Source organism: Achromobacter sp. ACM01 (assembly GCF_014851745.1).
Lineage (GTDB): Bacteria > Pseudomonadota > Gammaproteobacteria > Burkholderiales > Burkholderiaceae_B > Achromobacter > Achromobacter aegrifaciens.
Map to the genome: position 1 here is coordinate 737,026 of NZ_JACVAF010000001.1, position 17,263 is coordinate 754,288.

Sequence of the window (17,263 nt, forward strand, 5' to 3'; positions counted from 1 at the left end):
CACAACAAGGGGTTTCATCTATGTCAGCTTCATTGGTTTCAGTGGACAAGGCCATTTTGGTGGCCGGCGTCGGCAAGTTCCAGTATCGGCTATTCGTGATTTTTGGCCTGGTCTGGATGGCCGATGCCATGCAGGTGCTGTCGATCGGCTTCAGCGCGCCGTCGATCGCCAAGACCTTTGGCATTACCGTGCCGCAGGCACTGCAAAGCGGCACGTTCTTCTTCATCGGCATGCTGATTGGCGCGTTCGTTTTCGGACGCATGGCCGACCGCATTGGCCGCCGCCCTGTCCTGATGATTGCGGTGATCATCGACGCTTGCGCCGGCGTGGCGTCGGCCTTTGCGCCTGAATTCACCTGGCTGCTGTTCCTGCGCTTCCTGACCGGCATCGGCGTGGGCGGCACGCTACCGGTGGACTACACGATGATGGCCGAGTTCCTGCCCAGCGACCGCCGCGGCCGCTGGCTGGTGCTGCTGGAATCGTTCTGGGCCGTGGGTACCATTCTTCTCGCGCTGCTGGCGCTGGCGGCGACGTCGTGGGGCGACGATGCATGGCGCGTGATCTTCTTCGTGACCGGCCTGCCGGCGCTGGTCGGGGTGGCCTTGCGTTTCTATATCCCCGAATCTCCCATGTACTTGAACCGCAACGGCAAGTCGGACCGGGCGCGCAAGGTGCTGGAAAGGGTGGCGCGGGTCAACCGCCGCGATGTGGACATGCCCCACTTGCAGCCAGAGACGCCGGTGCATAAGTCCATGTTCGCGCTGTTCTCGGGCAACTATCGGCGCCGCAGTATCGGGCTGTTCCTTGCATGGGCGCTGATCTCCATCGCGTACTACGGCGTTTTTGTCTATCTGCCGGTGAAGCTCAGCACTGAAGGCTTCGCATTCATGCGCGGGCAGGAGTTCCTGGTGGTGCTGGCGCTGGTGCAACTGCCCGGCTTCGCGCTGTCCGCCTACGGCGTTGAGCGCTGGGGACGCAAGCCCACGCTGGTCGGATTCCTGTTGCTGAGCGCGGTGGGATGCATGCTGTACAGCCTGGGCACGTCGCCGTTCGTGGTGATCGGATCTACCCTGCTGATGAGCTTCTCGCTGCTGGGAACGTGGGGCGCCTTGTACGCGTTCACGCCGGAGGTGTACCCGACCGACCTGCGTGCCAGCGGCATGGGCATGGCGGGCGCCGTGGCGCGCTTCGGCGGACTTTTCGCGCCGGCCATCATCGCGCCCATCATGGCCAGCCACTTCACGCTGTCCTTGGCCGTGCTGTCCAGCATGCTGGTCGCAGGCGCCATCGCGATCTGGTCGGTCGACGTGGAATCGCGCAACCGCGCGCTGGACTGACCTTCACCTGACGAACGGCGGCGAACAGTCAACCCTGTTCGTCGCCGTTCAGCATTTTCGTCAATAGATAGTTCAGCGCCAGGCGTTCGGCAGGATTCAGGTTGCCGTACGTGCTTTCCGTGATCTGCTTGGCGAACGGCTCCATCTGCTGCACCAGTTCCTGGCCGATGGGCGTCAGGTTGATGACGACTTTGCGGCGGTCGACGGGGTCATGGTCCACCTGGACCAGTTCACGCTGCTTGAGCCTGTCGACCACGCCGCGCACCGTGGCCTGGTCGATGACCGTGGCCTTGACCAGATCGGCCAGCGAGCTCGCGCCCTTGTCCCGCACCGAACACAGCACGACGAACTGCGCCGCGGTGAGTTGGGAATCGGGAATGTACTGCTGGAATAGGGCGGTATGCCGCTGGTACACGCGCCGCAGCAGGTGACCGACTTGATCAGAAAACAAATAGCCATCCGTATTGGACGAGGACTTGCCTTTTATATTGCGCATAAGCCTATCCGAAGCAATGCAATGAGCATCATGATTTTTGTCAACGGCACACGCATTGGACGTGCTGAACGTACGGACTGAGCACGGATTTTACTGTGATGCCGCCGGTTGGGCGTCCTTGCCGCCTCTATCCACATTGCAGCCAGGCGGCGACAATGGCAAGCATGGAATTTCCGATCGGGCCTGTACATGAACAATAGCGATGAGCCGCAGGGCGGCGGCGGCCGTCCCGATTCCTGGCGTTCATTCGCCTTTGCAAAAGCGCGCCTTTTGGGCGTGTGGCGCGAACTGATCCGGGTCAACGCCAGCGACCGGCCCTGGGAAATGCCCCTGGCCGCGGCCCTGTCCTCTGGGCTGCCCTTGCTGGTGGGTGCCTATTTCGGCCGCATGGACTACGGCCTGATGTCGAGCCTGGGCGGCATGGTGTTCCTGAGCCTGCCCAATTCCTCGCTACAGCACCGCATGATGATGCTGTTGGCGGCGTCCTTCGGCATGGTGGCCTGCTATGCGGTGGGCGCGCTGACGCAGTTCTGGCCTGCTGTCATGCTGGTGGCGTTGACCTTCATCGCCATGGTGGTGAACATGGTCTGCCGCTGCTACCGGCTGGGGCCGCCGGGCAGCCTGTTCTACATCATGGCGACTGCGATCGCGGCCTACACGCCGGGGAGCGTGGAAGAAATCCCCACACGTGTCGGCATGGTGGCCTTGGGCAGCCTGGTCGCGTGCCTGGTGGCGTTTGTGTATTCCCTGCACATGACGCGGGTCGCGCCGCCGCCGCCCGAAACCGCGTTGCCCAGGCCCACGTTCGACTTCGTGGTCTACGACTCCGTAATCATTGGCCTGTTCGTGGGCGTGTCGCTGTTGGTGGCCGAGTTGTTGCAACTGCCCCGGCCTTACTGGGTGCCCGTCAGCTGTTTGGCGATCATTCAGGGCGCGACCCTGATGGCGGCCTGGAACCGTCAGCTGCATCGCATCCTGGGCACCGCCGTGGGCTTGTGCGTGGCATGGGCCTTGTTGAGCCTGCCGCTGAACGTATGGACCCTGAGCCTGGTGATGATGGCGCTGTCGTTCGGCATAGAAACGCTGGTGGTGCGCCATTACGCCAGCGCCGTGGTGCTGATCACGCCCTTGACGATCTTCCTGGCCGAGGCGCCGCACCTGGGACAGGGCTATCCCGCGGCCGTCATCGAGGCCCGCTTCCTGGATACGGTGGTCGGCGCGTTCATCGGCGCCGTGGGCGCCGTGCTGCTGCACAACCAGCGCATCCGGCCGCGCCTGTCGCGCTGGATGCGGGCGGTGCTGCCCAAGCGCGTGAACTGACGGCGCCAGCCGCTACGCCCCGTTTCATCTCCGCCTGATCCACGGATCCGCCCCCGCGCTACGCGAGCCGGGCGAGGGGTCCCGCCTGCGCGTTTTCCCGGGCCGCATTGCTGTTGACACCCGTTGGGCCAGTCCCTATAGTTCGTTTTACACAGTCGTGTAAAAAAGAGGAGACAACATGGCATACATGGACAGCAGGTTCCTGGGTGAAACCGTTCCCGTCGTACCGGTGGAGGCGATGGAACGCGATTGCGTATTCCGCGCGGAAAACGAGGAAGGGTCCGATCTCTGTTTTCTCGATCAGCGCATTCCGCGGTATCAGCGGGAAATCATCAACGTGATCGGAATGGGTGTGACCGAGAACGTCAAGGAGTCCGCCCTGGCGCCGAAACTCGCCGGTGGCGCGCATGGCTTCGCAATCGCCTACGTGCGCGGCGTGCGTCGCGGCGATGGAGCAGCCCTGCATCGCCATCCCACGGAAGAAATATTCGTGGCGATAAGCGGTGCGTGGCGCGTGGTGTGGTTGGAGGGAGATGAGGAGCGATCCATCCTCTTGAACCAGGGCGACCTCGTGGCCGTGCCGCCCGGCGTCTTCCGCGGATTCCGCAGCGCCAACGACGACCAGAATTCGCTGTTGATGGCGATCGTCGGCGGCCCCGATGCCGGGCGCGTGGATTGGCATCCGTCCGTGATCGTCGAGGCGCGGGACACCGGGCTTTCGGTCGATGACCGCGGCAACCTGCTGATCAACTGAGCTGGGGTTCTCGCCGTTTCAATGCCGCCCGAAAGCGTGCATCGAGACGGCCTTTGAAACACCGGCAAACAATACTGAGGAAACCATGGCGCGCTGGCCTGAGCTGGATAGTTACATTGAAGATGCCGTCTCCTGGGGAGTGCCGCAACTCGCGGCGGCGGTGGTCGGGCCCGACGGGCTCATTTACCGAGGATCCCGGCAACAAGGAGCCGACGGTTCCCCAACCCGGTCGTCCGAGGCGCCAGCGGTTTACTGGCTGGCATCGATGAGCAAGCTGGTGACTGCCATCGCCGTTCTCCAGCTTTGGGAGCGGGACTTGTTGCAATGGGACGCGCCGGTTGCCACATGGTTGCCTGAGCTGGCGTCGCCGAGCGTGCTCGAAGGGTTTAGCGGGCAGGAGCCGGCGCTTCGGCCCGCGGCAAGCCCGATCACGCTACGCCAGTTGATGACGCACCAGTCCGGTCTGGCATATCCCATCTGGCAAAACGATATTGCGCGCTACATAAGTCAGCGCGGCATACCCATGCCGGGCAGCGGCAAGATCGAATCGTTGGCCTTGCCGCTGGTGTTCGATCCAGGAACCAGCTGGATGTATGGGATAGGCCTGGATTGGGCTGGCCAAATCGTCGAGCGCGTTTCCGGGAAAACGCTGGAGGATTACTTTCAGGAAGCGATCTTTCAACCGCTGGAGATGCGCGACACGAGTTTCCTCGTAAACGCCTCCATGCGTGAACGAATGGTCGATCTCATGTCCAGGGATGACACGGGCGCGATGGCTCCAATAGAGCGATCATTCCCCACGCCCGAGACGTTCATGGGCGGATCCGGGCTGTACGGAACCGAAGATGATTTCTCCAAGCTGCTGACGGCGCTGCTGCGAGGCGGCGAGCTGGCAGGGCGGCGGATACTGCGCACTGAAACGGTAGCCCTGTTGCTGCAGCCTCAGGTAAGCGGGACGCACATCGGCATCCTGCGTACTGCGATGCCTCGCGTTGCGGCCGACGTCGACCTGCATGCCGGCGCGGAAAGCGGATGGGCGCTAGGCGGATTGGTCAATTTGCAGGTCGGCGCCGCCGGGCGCTCGGCGGGCAGCGTGGGATGGGCGGGCGCCGCCAATACGTTCTTCTGGATTGATCAGAAACGAGGCGTGGCCGTGCAGGTGATGATGCAGATGTTGCCATTCGCCAATCCCCTGGCGCTGAAGACCCTGGCGGGCGCGGAGGAACTGATCTGTGGAATTTTGGACAACCTGCCTGGTTGAGTGCCGTCAGCTGGACCGGGACAGCGACTCGAACACGCCCGCCGCAACGAAGTCCACGATATAGGCGACGCGTTGCTCCAGGTTCTTGGCCGCATCGCCTTCGGACAATCTGATGGCTTGCCGTGCGCTCACGCCCAGCGTCAGCAGCAAGGTAATCATCGATTGATAGGCGTAAGCGATGTCCGAATTCGATGCCTGTGGAAACACCTGGCGCAGCTTGCCGATGAACACGCGGGCCGAAGGATCGAAGTACTCCTTGATGATGCCGCGCTGTTCGCTCTCGGGGTCATAGTATTCGCGGGCAAGCAGGCGGATGAAGCGCGCGCCGCCGCGTTTTTTCGTCAGCAGCAGCGAAGGCGCCACCCAGACTTGCACCAGGGCATGAGTCCAGGCCCGCTTGTCTTTATCGGGGGAGATCAGTTCGATTCTGGACAGCCGCTCGTCGGTCACCGAGCGGTAGCGTTGCTCAAAAATGCTTCTGTAAAGAGATTCTTTGGTACCGAAGTAGTACTGGACTAGCGCCGAATTCACGTCAGCCGACTTCGAGATGTCTCGTATGGACACGCCGTTGTATCCGTGGAGGGCAAATAGCGACTCTGCGGCTAGGAATATCCTGTCCCGGCGCCGCGTTTCCTTGGTCAATTGAAGCTCCTCTTTGAGGCTTCAAATTGTAGTGGATTTCCCCAGGGGGAACGGCATCGCGCGAGCAAGGGCGACGGGATCGGGATTAAACGATCAGGAGAAAACATGTACTTTCCCATGGCCGAACTCAGCGGCGATCAACGCAGCAAAATCATGCATTCGACCGTGCTTCCGCGGCCGATCGCATGGATCACATCCACCGACCCCGAAGGAAACGTCAACGCCGCGCCCTTTTCCTTCTTTAACGTGATCTCCGGGAACCCGCCGCTGCTTTGCGTCTGCATCGGAAAGAAGGATGGCCGTCCGAAGGACACGGCGCACAACATCGCCACGACCCGCGAGTTTGTGGTGAACCTTGTTTCCGGGGCGTTGGTGCATCGCATGGTGGCCACCTCCATCGAATTCGAACCAAAAGTGGACGAATCCGCCGAGGCCCAGTTGTGTCTGGCTGCGTCGCGGCTGGTGCAGCCGCCTCGTATCGAGGACAGCCCCGCGTCTTTCGAATGCCGGGTGCGCGAGCTGTTCGACATCGATGGGGTGCGCAGCCTGGTGCTTGCAGACGTGCTGGCCGTCCATGTGATGGATGCCGCCGTGCTCAATGCCGAGCGCATGCATTTCGATCCGAATCCCATGGATTTGATCGCGCGGATGCAGAACCCTGGTTGGTATGGCCGTATCGGGTCGGCCTTTCAGGTCGGCACGCCCAGCGTGGAACAATGGGATGCGATGAAGCGCGACGGAGACGCCAGCGCCTACCTGGAACGGCAGGCAGGCGATTAGCGAGGCATCGCGCCGTCAGGCCGGCCGCTTGACCAGCACCACCAACGCGATGCCGAGCAGGATCAGCACCGACGCCGTCACCAGGATTCCGGTCACGGGCTCGTCCAGGAACAGGGTCCCGCCAAATGCCGTCAACACTGGCACGCTGAGCTGTACGGTGGCGGCGTGAGTCACTTTCAGGCCTTTGAGCGCGGCATACCAGACGACATAGCCCAGGCCCGAGGTCACCGCGCCGGAAGCCACGGCATATGCCACGCCCGCAGCGTCGTAGCCCACGCGTGAGCTCAGCCCGTGCAGCAGGAATAGCAACAATGCGACAGGCGTGGCGCGGATGAAGTTGCCCGCCGTCGCCGAGGCCGCGTCCCTGGCGCGGCGGCCCAGCAGCGAATAGGCGCCCCAGGCGACGCCGGCCGCGATCATCAGCAAGGCGTGGAACAACGGCGGGGCGCTGACGCTGGGCAACATCAGGATCACCAGACCGGCCACCGCCAGGCCTATGCCCAGCCCCTGCGTGATGCTCAGCCTCTCGCCGATGAAAAATCCATACAGGATCATGCTGATCTGGATCGACGCGAACAGCAGCAAGGCGCCGGTTCCTGCCGGGATCTGGGTGTAGGCATAGGCGAAGGCCACGGCATAGGCCAGCAGCGCCAACGCACCATGCCAGTTGCCTTCCAGCGCCTTCGTCGGCTTGCGCAGGCGCAACACCAGCCACAGCACCAATGCGCCGGAAGCGATGCGGATGGCCACGAAGGTGGCTGGATCGATCGCGGTCTGCTTGAGCGCAAGGCGGCACAGCAGCGAGTTGCCGGCGAAGGCAAGCATGGAGAGCAGGGTGAGCGCGTACAGGCGGGGTGTCATGGCGCGGTGTTTCCCTTGGGCAGCGCTTCGGCGATCGTGTCCGGAAAAAGCGGGATGGAACGATGATCAGATCGTAGCGCGGAGTTTCGGCTGGCGGTTGGGATACGCGTGCGATTCGTCTCAGTGGGTACGTACTTTGGCCGAAGCTTTTGAGCTGAGGGCATGGGCGGCATGCTGCCACAGCGCGCCCACTGCCGCGGATTGCCGTCCAGCGGCAGAGCGCACCAGCCCGAACTCCCGGCGCGCCGCCGGGCTCAGCGGCAAGGCGCGCAACTGGCGCATGTCCGCGGGCAGCGTGGACTCGGGAACCACCGCGACCCCCATGCCCTCGCGCACCAGCGCGCAGGCGCTGGCCCAGTCGCGGACCGTGACGCGGATGTCGTTGAGTTCCAGTCCGGCCTTGCGCGCCAGGCTCAGGCCATTCACGGCGCAGCCGCCGGTCGCGAGAATGAACGGTTCATCGGCCAGCTCGGCCAGTGCGACGCCCCGCGACGACGCGCGGCGGCTGAGCGCATGCATGCCGGGCATCAGCGCCATCCAGCGATCGCGGCCCAGGATCAGGGTTTGCCTTTGCGTTGCGGGGTTCATCACCACGCCCAGATCGATGGCGCCGCGCGACAGCCATTCCTCGACCTCTTCATCCGTGCCCTCCAAGGCCACCACCTCGATGCCGGGGTGGCGCAGCCGGAAGCCGTGCAGCAGGGGCGGCAGCAGCGTCGAGATGACCGAGGGAAAGCTGCCCAGCCGAATGCGGCCCTGGCTCAGTCCCTGGCTGTCGTCGGCCAGGGCGCGGATGGACTCCAGGTGAGACAGCATCGCGCGGGCGTGATCGATGACCTGTTCGCCCAGCGCCGTTACCGCCACTTCCTTGCGGGAACGGGTGAAGACCTGGAGCCCCAGCGACGCTTCCAGCTGCGCAATGGCCTGGCTGGCGCCGGACTGGGTGATGCCCACGCGCTCGGCGGCGCGGGAGATGTTGCCTGTGTCGGCCGTCGCGACGAGCAGGCGCCAATGTCCCAGGTTCAACATATTAAGTAGCTGAGCTAATGATAAGGAATTAGAGCATTAATTTTACCGGTGCACCGTGGCGCGAGAGACTGCCCTCTGTTGTTTCCCGGAGATGCCATGAAGCTCTACTACGCCCCGCATACCTGCTCGCTGTCGCCGCACATCGTCTTGCGCGAACTTGAATTGCCCTTCGAACTGGTTAAAGTGAACAACCAGACCAAGCAGACCGCGGACGGCCGCGATTTCCGCACCATCAATCCCAAAGGCTATGTCGCCGCGCTGGAGCTGGTAGATGGCGATGTGCTCACTGAAGGGCCGGCCATCGTCCAGTACCTGGCCGACCTGCGTCCTGGCATGCAGCTGGCGCCACCCAATGGCACGCGCGAACGCACGCGGCTGCAGGAATGGCTGAACTTCCTAACCAGCGAGATCCACGCAGGATCGGCGCCCTTGTTCCAGTCGGCCTTGCCCGAAGCCGCCAAGGCGCATTTCCGCGAACGGCTCTTCAAGCGCTTCGACTACCTGGACGGCATCCTGGCCGAAAGCACCTACTTGATGGGCCAGCAGTTCAGCGTGGCCGATGCCTATCTGTTTACCGTGCTGGGATGGTGCAGGTTCTTTGCGATCGACCTGGATCGCTGGCCATCCCTGGCGGCATACGCGGCCCGCATCGGAGAGCGCCCTGCGGTGCGGGCCGCGCTGCGCGCAGAGGCGCAGGGCTGAACGTCATGCGGCCACGGCAACGGATGCATTAGGCCTGTTGGCGCGTGGCCGCCAGCACGATTTCCCGCACGCAAACCCCGTCCGGCTGCGCATAGGCGTAGTGGATGGCGTTGGCCACGTCCTCGGCGGCCAGCACCTTGCCGCCCATCTCGGCCTTCCAGGCCTCGTAGCCCGTCTTGATGTCCGCATCGGTGGTATGGCCCAGCAGCTCGGTTTCCACGGCGCCCGGCGCGATGGTGGTCACGCGCACGTTGTGCGCCGACAGTTCCTCGCGCAGGTTTTCCGAGAGGCCGTGCACGGCGAACTTGGTGCCCACGTAAGCCACGTGATTGGGAAAGGTCTTGCGCCCGGCCACTGAACTGATGTTGATGATGCTGCCGCGCTTGCGTTGGACCATGCCCGCCGCGACCGCATGCACGCCGTTCAGCACGCCTTTGACGTTCACGTCCAGCATCCGGTCCCATTGGTCCGGGTCCTGGCGCGTGATGTCGCCCAACAGCATGACGCCCGCATTGTTGATGAGCGCATCGGCGGGACCAAAGCGCGCTTCGCCTTCCTGCACGGCGGCGGCCAGCGCGGCGCGGTCGGTCACGTCCACGGACAGCGCCAGGGTGTCGGGCAGGTTCAGCGCCTGCATTTTTTCCAGCCGGCGGGCCAGCAGCAGTAGCGGGTGGCCGTGAGCCGAGAACAGGCGGGCGGTGGCCAGGCCGATGCCGGAGCTGGCGCCCGTGATGATGACAAGGGGTTTTTTCAAGGTAGACATGGTGGATTCCTGATATCGGTTTTATGTATGCTTGAGTGATCGGAAATCATTCTATTCCCGGGAATTCTCCCTGAGAAATGGTTTATTCCTTTGGAAGAAATCGGAAAATCTTATGGATAGCCGCCAGCTCAAGGCCTTTGTTGCCGTCTTCGAAGAGCGCAACATCACGGCCGCCGCGCGTCGCCTGCACCTGAGCCAGCCGGCTCTGTCCGGCACGATCAAGAGCCTGGAGGACTTGCTGGGCACGCAATTGTTCGCACGCCAGGCGCGGGGCGTGGCCGTGACGGAGGACGCCCGCATCCTGTATCCACAGGCGCGGCGCATCCTGTCGCAGACGGACTCGATGACGCATCAGTTCCGCCATGGTTCGTCTGCGTCGCGCATCGAGATCGGCGTGGAGGCGGATATCGCTGGGCCGGACATCGCGGCCTTCATGCGCGCGGCACAGGAAGTCGTGCCGGGGCTTTTCGTGAATCTGCTTGAAGGATGCCAGGGCGATGCCCGACTGGCGACCGAAGACGAGCGTTGCGAGGACGAACTGTTCTTGCCGCTGTCCGTCGACCCCTATGTGCTGGCCCTGCCCGCGGGCAGCGGCGCCGACGCGGCATTGCCGTGGATTGTGTGCCCGAGCCACCCGACGCATCAGCGCCTGCTGCCCTTCTATGGCGCCGGTGCAAATACGCCGGCCGCGCACGCCGGATCGCTGCGCCTGGCCTTGGCGTTGACGGCCGCCGGCGCGGGCATGTGCGTGGCGCCGGAATCCCTCGCCCGTAGCCAGGCCGGCGTGGCGATCAGGCCGCTGGAAGGACTGGAGATGTCGCGGCGCATCGGACTTTGCTATGCGGTGCAATCGTTGGACAAGTCGGTGGTGGCAACGCTGGTGGAGCGGCTCGGGGATCCTGCGGTCCGGGCCAGGCATACAACATAGAGAAGCCTTTCAACGCCATCGATAGGCTGGGCCAGCCTGCAACTTCACTCGTTAAGTTGTAGTCTTGCGCCTTTCGCCAATAAACATGGCCGCGCCGCGGCCGCTCAGGGAGGAGATAACTATGACAACGCGATCCGGCGCCAAGCTGGGCAAGGCGGTACTGGGGATGACGCTGGCTGCCGTGGCGTTTACCGCATCGGTTTCCAATGCGCAGACGGATGACTACCCTTCGCAGCCGATCAAACTGATCGTGCCCTTTGCCGCCGGAGGCGGCAATGACGGGATCGCGCGTCTTCTGGGGCAGTTGCTGTCCGATGGCCTGAAGCAGCCCGTGGTGGTGGAGAACCGCCCCGGCGCGGGCGGCAAGCTGGGTGTGGAGCAGGGCCTGAAGGCAGCGCCCGATGGCTACACCCTGACCTTGATTTCCAACAGCTATTCCGTCAACCCCAGCCTGTACAAGCTGCCGTTCGATCCGGTCGAGGACATGACGCCGATCGGCATGATCGCGCGTGCGCCGTTCTTCGTATCGGTCAATCCCAGCGTGCCGGCGGATAGCCTGGGTGATCTGGTGGCTTTGGCCAAGAAGAAGCCGGGCGGGTTGACCTATGCCTCGTCGGGTACGGGCGGCATATCGCATCTGGCGATGGAGGCCTTCTTGAAGACGGCCGGTATCACCATGGTCCATATCCCGTACAAAGGGTCCGCGCCGGCTCTGACGGACACGGTCTCAGGCCAGGTCAACGCGATGCTGACCACGGCCGGCTCGACCCTGCCTTACCGCGAGGACAAGCGCCTGAAGGTGCTGGCCGTGACCTTGCCGCAGCGCGTGTCCTCGGCGCCGGACATCCCGACGGTGCGCGAGGCTGGCGTGCCGTATGACGTGACGGTGTGGTACGGCATCATCGCGCCCAAGGGCGTGCCGCCGCAGGTGCAGGTCAAGCTGAACGCGGCGATCAATGCGGCCGTCGTGAAGCCCGAGATGGCCGATCGTTTGAAGGCGACCGGGGAAGAGGCTGCGCCGGGTAGCCCGCAGGATTTTCGCGATCAGATCGTGAAGGAGATTTCTTTGTGGGGCGATGTGGTGCGCGAGGCGGGCGTGACGGTTAATTGATCGTCTTGCGGGGAACTGGGCACAGGACTGTCAACATCCGTCTACAACAGTCTGTGCCGAGTGGTCGGACGCCAAAAAGCTTGAACTCACAAGCAGAAGGATCACATCCGCCGCGTTGATCTGCTGATCAATCTCCGCTTCCAAGCGGCAGCCCGCGACAATACGGCGGTCATGCCAAGACTCGATGAGTCCCTAGTGTTGCAAGGGCGCGAGGTGTTTTTCGAGCTGATCGCGATATTGCTCGTCATCATGCGAATAAGAGAAAAATAACTTGGCCATCGAAGATCCTCTGTCTGTAAAGCCGCCTACCTCCCCCGGGGGCCGCGACTGCACCACAAGGCTTGATGAAGTATGATTTTGTAACATAGTGGCCTCTAGCACTGCTCCTACCGGGCGTGCCCGCATTGCCCACATGCGTCCCAACAACGGAAACCGGATTGACCATACATGTTCCGAATTGACCATGCATCGAATCGCATCATCAAGCTGAAGGAGGTGAGTTTTTCGGAACTGGGATTCACCGAACGGCACCATCTTCAGGAATGGCTGGCTAATCAGCCAGATGCTCTGGGCGAAGAGCTTCTCATCATCCAAAAGGAATTCGACGGCTTCGACGACACCCGGGAGCGACTCGACCTGCTGGCCATCGATAAGAACGGTGACTTAGTCATCATCGAGAACAAGCTTGACGACTCGGGAAAAGACGTCGTTTGGCAAGCTCTCAAATACGCCTCCTACTGCTCAACCTTGTCGAAGTCACAGATCGCCGAGGTCTTTCAGAAGTATCTGGACAAGTCCGGACCGGGCCAGGATGCGAAGGCGCTCATCTGCGACTTTTTGGGACAGGAAGAATTTGCGGAGGTCGTGCTGAACCCCGGCAACGATCAGCGTCTCATCATGGTGGCGGCGCAGTTCCGAAAGGAAGTGACATCCACTGTTTTGTGGCTATTGAAGCATCGGGTGTTCGTGAAGTGCTTTCGAGCGACGCCGTTCAAGGACGGAGACGATCTGTTCCTCACTGTCGAACAGGTCATTCCGCTTCCAGAAGCCGAAGAACTCATGATTGGCATTTCCGAAAAGGAAGACGAGGAACAGTCCTCGGAGCGCGGCCAGGCGACACGGTATCAGTTGCGCACGGATTTCTGGCATGCGGCCCTAGAGGCGCTTCGGACAGCGAATGTGGAACTCTACGCCAACGTCAGTCCCAGCCGAGACCATTGGCTCAATGCGGGCTCCGGCGCCAGCGGCATCTACTATTCGATGATCTTCAACAGAGACGAGGCGCGGGTAGAGTTCGCCCTAGGCACACGATCGAAGGAGGCGAACAAAGCGCTGTTCGACTACCTCTACGCACGCCGGGAGGAGCTTGAGGTGGCTTTCGAAGGTCCGCTGTCCTGGCGGCGCATGGACGACAAAAAGGTGTCACTGATCGAATGCGCTGCTTCCTTCGACGGACACAACCGAGAGAGCTGGCCAAGCATGATTAAGTGGCTCGTCGAACATGTGAGAAGAATGGAGAATGCATTCGACAAGGAGATTCCTGCACTTCGGCACCTCGCGAAAACGCAGTTCTCGAAGGAGGCCACAGTCGAAGAGATGGCACTTTCATGAAAATGCTCGAGCCGGTGCGGACAGTCAGGGGCGCCCAAAGCCGAGCTTTGGCGGCTGACGGTGCCGACAAGATACCGGCAGAGGCGGCTGCGCACAAATGCCAGCATTGGCGATAGCCCGGACAAGCCCAGAATGCTCAGCGATGCCTCGGTCTGGCCTCAAAGTAGGCGCTCTGAGGCGTGCGTTTCCGTTCGCTGTAGAGCCAAGGTGCATGATAGGGGTCCACGGGGATTGCCGATATTCGTAGCCTGAGTTGGGATATTTCGCTAACGGCGACGCTCACCGTCTTTCAAAGCAAAAAGCCGTCCCTGCATTTGCAGGGACGGCTTTTTGAATTCTGGTGCCCGGGGCCGGAATCGAACCGGCACGCCTTGCGGCGGGGGATTTTGAGTCCCCTGCGTCTACCAATTTCACCACCCGGGCTAGGAGGTCGCGGACACGTCCAGATGACGGTCGCGGGAGAAGCGAAGACGGCGATTATATGCGGTCTGGGAAAAATTGTCAGGCGGCCCTGGATCCAGCCATCTGACGGGGGCCAGTCCCTCCGCACACAGGCGCAGGCCGGGACCGGCTTTCCGAGGAATTCGCAGCCTTACTTCTTCTCAGGCAAAAACCAGTTCATCACCAGCGCGCAGATGCCGCCGGTGGCGACGCCCGACTCCAGCACGTTCTTCACGGCATGGGGCAGGTGCGACAGGATTTCCGGCACTTGGGACACGCCCAGGCCCAGGGCCAGGGACACGGCGATGATCAGCAGGGCGCGGCGGTCCAGGTGGATGCCGGCCAGGATGTTGATGCCGGACGCGGCGACCGCGCCGAACATGACCATGGCGGCGCCGCCCAGGACGGGTTCGGGCACGGCCTGCAGGATGCCGGCCACGGCCGGGAACAGGCCCAGCAGGATCAGCATGCCGGCGATCCATACGCCGACGTGGCGGCTGGCGATGCCGGTCAGCTGGATCACGCCGTTGTTCTGCGCGAAGACCGAGCTGGGGAAGGTGTTGAAGACCCCGGCCAGGAGCGAATTCGCGCCGTTGACCAGGACGCCGCCCTTGATACGCTGCATCCACAGCGGGCCTTCGACGGGCTGCTTGGAGACCTTGCTGGTGGCGGTGACGTCGCCGATGGCTTCCAGGGACGTGACCAGGTAGATGATCAGCATGGGCACGAACAGCGCCCACGAGAAACCCAGGCCGAAGTGCAGCGGGGTGGGGATCTGGAACAGGGCGGCTTCGCGGGCGCCGGTGAAGTCCAGGCGGCCCATGTAGGCGGCGGCGATGTAGCCGACGGCCAGCGCCAGCACCAGGGCGGTGCTGCGCACCCACACGACCGGCACGCGGTTCAGCAGGATGATGGTGCCCAGGACCAGGCCGGACAGGGTCAGGTTCTCGGCGCTGGCGAAGGTGCCGTTGCCCATGGCGCTGTAGCCGCCGCCCATGCTGATGAGGCCGACCTTGATCAGCGTCAGGCCGATCAGCAGCACGACGATGCCGGTGACCAGCGGGGTGATCAGGCGCTTGACGAAGGGCAGGATGCGGCTGATGCCCATTTCGACGAAGGAGCCGGCGATGACCACGCCGAAGATGGCGGCCATGACGGCTTCGACCGGGGTGCCTTGCTTGACCATGACCGAGCCGCCAGCGATCAGTGGGCCGACGAAGTTGAAGCTGGTGCCCTGCACGATCAGCAGTCCGGCGCCCAGGGGGCCGAAGCGCTTGCACTGGACGTAGGTGGCGATGCCGGAGATGACCAGCGACATGGACACGATCAGGGTGGTGTCGCGGGTGCTCACGCCCAGGGCCTGGCAGATCAGCAGGCCAGGGGTGACGATGGGAACCAGGATGGCCAGCAGGTGCTGCAAGGCGGCGACGAAGGCGACGGGAGGCGCGGGGCGGTCGTCGGGGCCGTAGACCAGGTCAGGGCTGGGGTCGGCGTCGGATGAGCCGTGGGGGGCGGGTTGGGTCAGGGAGGCGGGTTGCATGGCGGATGGGCCGGCCAGGGTCGGGGTAGGGGAGGAAAGTGCGGGATTTTAGCGGGGAAGGCCCCGTGCCGTCCGGGGACGGACCGGGAGGGGGCGCAGGCGCGGGCCGGGATCTCCGCCGCTGGTTAGAATCCCTGGTCGCCAATCAACGGCAGGTCAGCCCCGCCACTCCATGCAAAAACGCGCCAAATGGGCCGTGATCACGCTGGTCCTGATCATCGCCGCGCTGCCGATGTTCCTGTTGTTCTGGTTGATGGACGGCGACGACTTCGCGGCCGTCGACCGTGGGCAGTCTTACGGCAACAGCATCTATAAGAATTATCAGGGCGGCGTTTACGCCGCCGTCCCCAGCAACGGCTACTACCGCATGGACGAGGCCGATCCAGCCAGTTTCACGGCCTTCGATACCGGAGCCTTCGACGGCAGGCAGGCGGCCAGGGACCAGCGCCGCGTGTATTGCGGCAATCAGGTCGTGCCCGACATGAAGCCGGCGTCGGCGCGCTACCTGGGCAACAGCTATTTCAGCGACGGCGCGGTTACGGTTTTCTGCTCGATGCACAGCGTGCGCAACGAGGAGCTGGGCATGCTGGACGAGTTCTGGCAGAGGATCCAGTACCAGGCGGACGCCGGCCCCAAGCCGCAGACCTACCTGTATCCGTTCGTCGCCCTGCCGGCCAGCGCCCGGCCCTACCGGCCGCTGCTGGACCGCGAGCTGGCCACCGACGATGTGCGCGTGTACTACCGCGGGCGCGAAATGCCGCAGGCGGCGCCGGCCTCGCTACGCCGCCTGCCGGCAGGCCGGGACGGGGACGTGCGTTCCAGCGACGATTTCTTCGCCGATGGCCGCCGCGTCTATTTCCACGAGCAGTTGCTGCCGCTGTCGGATGATCCCGCGCTGTACACCTTCATGGTGGGCGACCTGTACCGCCAGCCCTATCTGCAAGACCCGCGCGACGGCATGGTGTACGTGGGTGCGCAGCCCTTTGACGCGGCCCATGCGCCGTACCGGCTGTTGAGCGAGCACGGCCGGCATGTGTACCAGGCGCTGTTCCGCAGCAAGGACGGTATCTTTTTCTACAACACGCAGACGCGGCAGGTGGAACGGGCGGGTGACGACCCGTTGGCTTCGGGCACATACACCGCGCTGTCGCCATACGTGTACACGGATGGCAAACAGACGTTGTTCCTGCAGGCGCAGGAAGTTTGGGCCCGCAACTCGCGGGGCGGGGGCGGCGGGCTGGTGTCCCGTTCCACGCTGGTCAACCAGCTGGCGGATGCGCCGGCTGGGGAATGGATCAAGCGCGGCGTGGTTTATCACAACTTCGGCACGGTCTGGCAGAAGGGAGAGAAGCTCTATTACCTGGATGAGCTTGGACCCTCGCAGCTGATTTCCCATTCGATCTATCAGATCATGGACCGCGGCGCGGCGGATTTCCTGCTGAGTTCGCAAGAAACACGGCAGATCACGGCTGCCGACATACGCAAGCTGGTCCGGGTCGGCAAGCTGGCGGTGCCGCAGTATGAAGCGGTGCTGGAAGCGAAGACACGTTACCGCAAGGTGTTCTCGATTTTCTGAGGCGCTGCCGCCACTCCCCAAAAGGGGAGGCTAGAACCTGCGGGGGTTTTTTTGCCCGCCCTTGAAAGTGCGCCATTGGCCCCCACATCAGTAGGGTTTCCCGGCGGCCGC

Annotated in this window: 16 protein-coding genes and 1 tRNA gene; 10 read left to right on the top strand and 7 right to left on the bottom strand. The window is 63.2% G+C overall.

Features of this window, described 5'->3' with window-relative positions; all coding sequences use genetic code 11:
- Window positions 1-20 precede the first annotated feature (20 nt).
- On the top strand, window positions 21-1,337 hold the full coding sequence (locus IB268_RS03450; RefSeq protein WP_119451707.1) for an MFS transporter: 1,317 nt from the start codon (window positions 21-23) through the stop codon (window positions 1,335-1,337).
- Between the two features lie 28 nt (window positions 1,338-1,365).
- Here IB268_RS03450 and IB268_RS03455 read toward each other — a convergent pair whose 3' ends face one another.
- A complete protein-coding gene (locus tag IB268_RS03455; protein WP_054458885.1) occupies window positions 1,366-1,833 on the bottom strand; it encodes a MarR family winged helix-turn-helix transcriptional regulator in 468 nt (155 codons plus the stop codon).
- A gap of 189 nt (window positions 1,834-2,022) precedes the next feature.
- Between IB268_RS03455 and IB268_RS03460 the strand changes: the two genes are divergently transcribed.
- From IB268_RS03460 to IB268_RS03470, 3 genes are all read left to right on the top strand, one after another.
- Window positions 2,023-3,153 carry an FUSC family protein gene (locus IB268_RS03460; protein ID WP_054458887.1) on the top strand — a complete coding sequence of 377 codons (1,131 nt, stop codon included), beginning with the start codon at window positions 2,023-2,025 and terminating at the stop codon, window positions 3,151-3,153.
- A gap of 178 nt (window positions 3,154-3,331) precedes the next feature.
- Window positions 3,332-3,907, top strand: coding sequence for a cupin domain-containing protein (locus tag IB268_RS03465; RefSeq protein ID WP_119451708.1), 576 nt, complete (start codon window positions 3,332-3,334; stop codon window positions 3,905-3,907).
- Between the two features lie 85 nt (window positions 3,908-3,992).
- Window positions 3,993-5,168 (top strand): serine hydrolase, encoded by a 1,176-nt coding sequence (locus IB268_RS03470; RefSeq protein WP_125470278.1) that lies wholly within the window; start codon window positions 3,993-3,995, stop codon window positions 5,166-5,168.
- A 6-nt stretch (window positions 5,169-5,174) separates the two neighbouring features.
- Here the strand turns inward: IB268_RS03470 and IB268_RS03475 are convergent, their stop codons facing one another.
- Window positions 5,175-5,810, bottom strand: a complete 636-nt coding sequence (locus IB268_RS03475; protein ID WP_125470277.1) for a TetR/AcrR family transcriptional regulator — start codon at window positions 5,808-5,810, stop codon at window positions 5,175-5,177.
- Window positions 5,811-5,915: 105 nt separating this feature from the next.
- Between IB268_RS03475 and IB268_RS03480 the strand changes: the two genes are divergently transcribed.
- The gene (locus IB268_RS03480) at window positions 5,916-6,590 is read left to right on the top strand and encodes a flavin reductase family protein (protein ID WP_125470276.1); all 675 of its coding nucleotides are present in this window, start codon (window positions 5,916-5,918) and stop codon (window positions 6,588-6,590) included.
- Window positions 6,591-6,605: 15 nt separating this feature from the next.
- Here the strand turns inward: IB268_RS03480 and IB268_RS03485 are convergent, their stop codons facing one another.
- Both IB268_RS03485 and IB268_RS03490 read right to left on the bottom strand, forming a co-directional pair.
- Window positions 6,606-7,451: a DMT family transporter gene (locus tag IB268_RS03485; RefSeq protein ID WP_192353810.1), complete on the bottom strand. Its 846-nt coding sequence runs from the start codon at window positions 7,449-7,451 to the stop codon at window positions 6,606-6,608.
- Between the two features lie 120 nt (window positions 7,452-7,571).
- Entirely contained in the window at window positions 7,572-8,480 is a 909-nt protein-coding gene (locus IB268_RS03490; protein WP_192353811.1) for a LysR family transcriptional regulator, read from the bottom strand.
- Window positions 8,481-8,576: 96 nt separating this feature from the next.
- On the opposite strand from IB268_RS03490, the gene gstA reads away from it, so the two are divergent.
- Window positions 8,577-9,182, top strand: coding sequence for a glutathione transferase GstA (gstA, locus tag IB268_RS03495; RefSeq protein ID WP_175159778.1), 606 nt, complete (start codon window positions 8,577-8,579; stop codon window positions 9,180-9,182).
- 28 nt (window positions 9,183-9,210) lie between these two features.
- Here the strand turns inward: gstA and IB268_RS03500 are convergent, their stop codons facing one another.
- Window positions 9,211-9,945, bottom strand: a complete 735-nt coding sequence (locus IB268_RS03500; RefSeq protein WP_054458895.1) for an SDR family oxidoreductase — start codon at window positions 9,943-9,945, stop codon at window positions 9,211-9,213.
- Between the two features lie 112 nt (window positions 9,946-10,057).
- Between IB268_RS03500 and IB268_RS03505 the strand changes: the two genes are divergently transcribed.
- From IB268_RS03505 to IB268_RS03515, 3 genes are all read left to right on the top strand, one after another.
- A complete protein-coding gene (locus IB268_RS03505; RefSeq protein ID WP_054458897.1) occupies window positions 10,058-10,873 on the top strand; it encodes a LysR family transcriptional regulator in 816 nt (271 codons plus the stop codon).
- Between the two features lie 121 nt (window positions 10,874-10,994).
- Window positions 10,995-11,984, top strand: coding sequence for a tripartite tricarboxylate transporter substrate binding protein (locus IB268_RS03510; RefSeq protein WP_192353812.1), 990 nt, complete (start codon window positions 10,995-10,997; stop codon window positions 11,982-11,984).
- A gap of 447 nt (window positions 11,985-12,431) precedes the next feature.
- The gene (locus tag IB268_RS03515; RefSeq protein ID WP_192353813.1) at window positions 12,432-13,595 is read left to right on the top strand and encodes a DUF4268 domain-containing protein; all 1,164 of its coding nucleotides are present in this window, start codon (window positions 12,432-12,434) and stop codon (window positions 13,593-13,595) included.
- A gap of 338 nt (window positions 13,596-13,933) precedes the next feature.
- On the opposite strand, the gene IB268_RS03520 is transcribed toward IB268_RS03515, so the two are convergent.
- Window positions 13,934-14,018, bottom strand: a tRNA-Leu gene (locus tag IB268_RS03520).
- A gap of 169 nt (window positions 14,019-14,187) precedes the next feature.
- The gene (locus IB268_RS03525) at window positions 14,188-15,576 is read right to left on the bottom strand and encodes a uracil-xanthine permease family protein (RefSeq protein ID WP_054459298.1); all 1,389 of its coding nucleotides are present in this window, start codon (window positions 15,574-15,576) and stop codon (window positions 14,188-14,190) included.
- A gap of 172 nt (window positions 15,577-15,748) precedes the next feature.
- Here IB268_RS03525 and IB268_RS03530 point away from each other — a divergent pair, with 172 nt between their 5' ends.
- On the top strand, window positions 15,749-17,152 hold the full coding sequence (locus IB268_RS03530; RefSeq protein WP_192353814.1) for a DKNYY domain-containing protein: 1,404 nt from the start codon (window positions 15,749-15,751) through the stop codon (window positions 17,150-17,152).
- Window positions 17,153-17,263 lie beyond the last annotated feature (111 nt).

Coding starts and splice junctions, on each gene's coding strand:
- IB268_RS03450 (WP_119451707.1), top strand. CDS start 21: ATGTCAGCTTCATTGGTTTCAGTGGACAAGGCCATTTTGGTGGCCGGC.
- IB268_RS03455 (WP_054458885.1), bottom strand. CDS start 1,833: ATGCGCAATATAAAAGGCAAGTCCTCGTCCAATACGGATGGCTATTTG.
- IB268_RS03460 (WP_054458887.1), top strand. CDS start 2,023: ATGAACAATAGCGATGAGCCGCAGGGCGGCGGCGGCCGTCCCGATTCC.
- IB268_RS03465 (WP_119451708.1), top strand. CDS start 3,332: ATGGCATACATGGACAGCAGGTTCCTGGGTGAAACCGTTCCCGTCGTA.
- IB268_RS03470 (WP_125470278.1), top strand. CDS start 3,993: ATGGCGCGCTGGCCTGAGCTGGATAGTTACATTGAAGATGCCGTCTCC.
- IB268_RS03480 (WP_125470276.1), top strand. CDS start 5,916: ATGTACTTTCCCATGGCCGAACTCAGCGGCGATCAACGCAGCAAAATC.
- IB268_RS03485 (WP_192353810.1), bottom strand. CDS start 7,451: ATGACACCCCGCCTGTACGCGCTCACCCTGCTCTCCATGCTTGCCTTC.
- IB268_RS03490 (WP_192353811.1), bottom strand. CDS start 8,480: ATGTTGAACCTGGGACATTGGCGCCTGCTCGTCGCGACGGCCGACACA.
- gstA (WP_175159778.1), top strand. CDS start 8,577: ATGAAGCTCTACTACGCCCCGCATACCTGCTCGCTGTCGCCGCACATC.
- IB268_RS03500 (WP_054458895.1), bottom strand. CDS start 9,945: ATGTCTACCTTGAAAAAACCCCTTGTCATCATCACGGGCGCCAGCTCC.
- IB268_RS03505 (WP_054458897.1), top strand. CDS start 10,058: ATGGATAGCCGCCAGCTCAAGGCCTTTGTTGCCGTCTTCGAAGAGCGC.
- IB268_RS03510 (WP_192353812.1), top strand. CDS start 10,995: ATGACAACGCGATCCGGCGCCAAGCTGGGCAAGGCGGTACTGGGGATG.
- IB268_RS03515 (WP_192353813.1), top strand. CDS start 12,432: ATGTTCCGAATTGACCATGCATCGAATCGCATCATCAAGCTGAAGGAG.
- IB268_RS03525 (WP_054459298.1), bottom strand. CDS start 15,576: ATGCAACCCGCCTCCCTGACCCAACCCGCCCCCCACGGCTCATCCGAC.
- IB268_RS03530 (WP_192353814.1), top strand. CDS start 15,749: ATGCAAAAACGCGCCAAATGGGCCGTGATCACGCTGGTCCTGATCATC.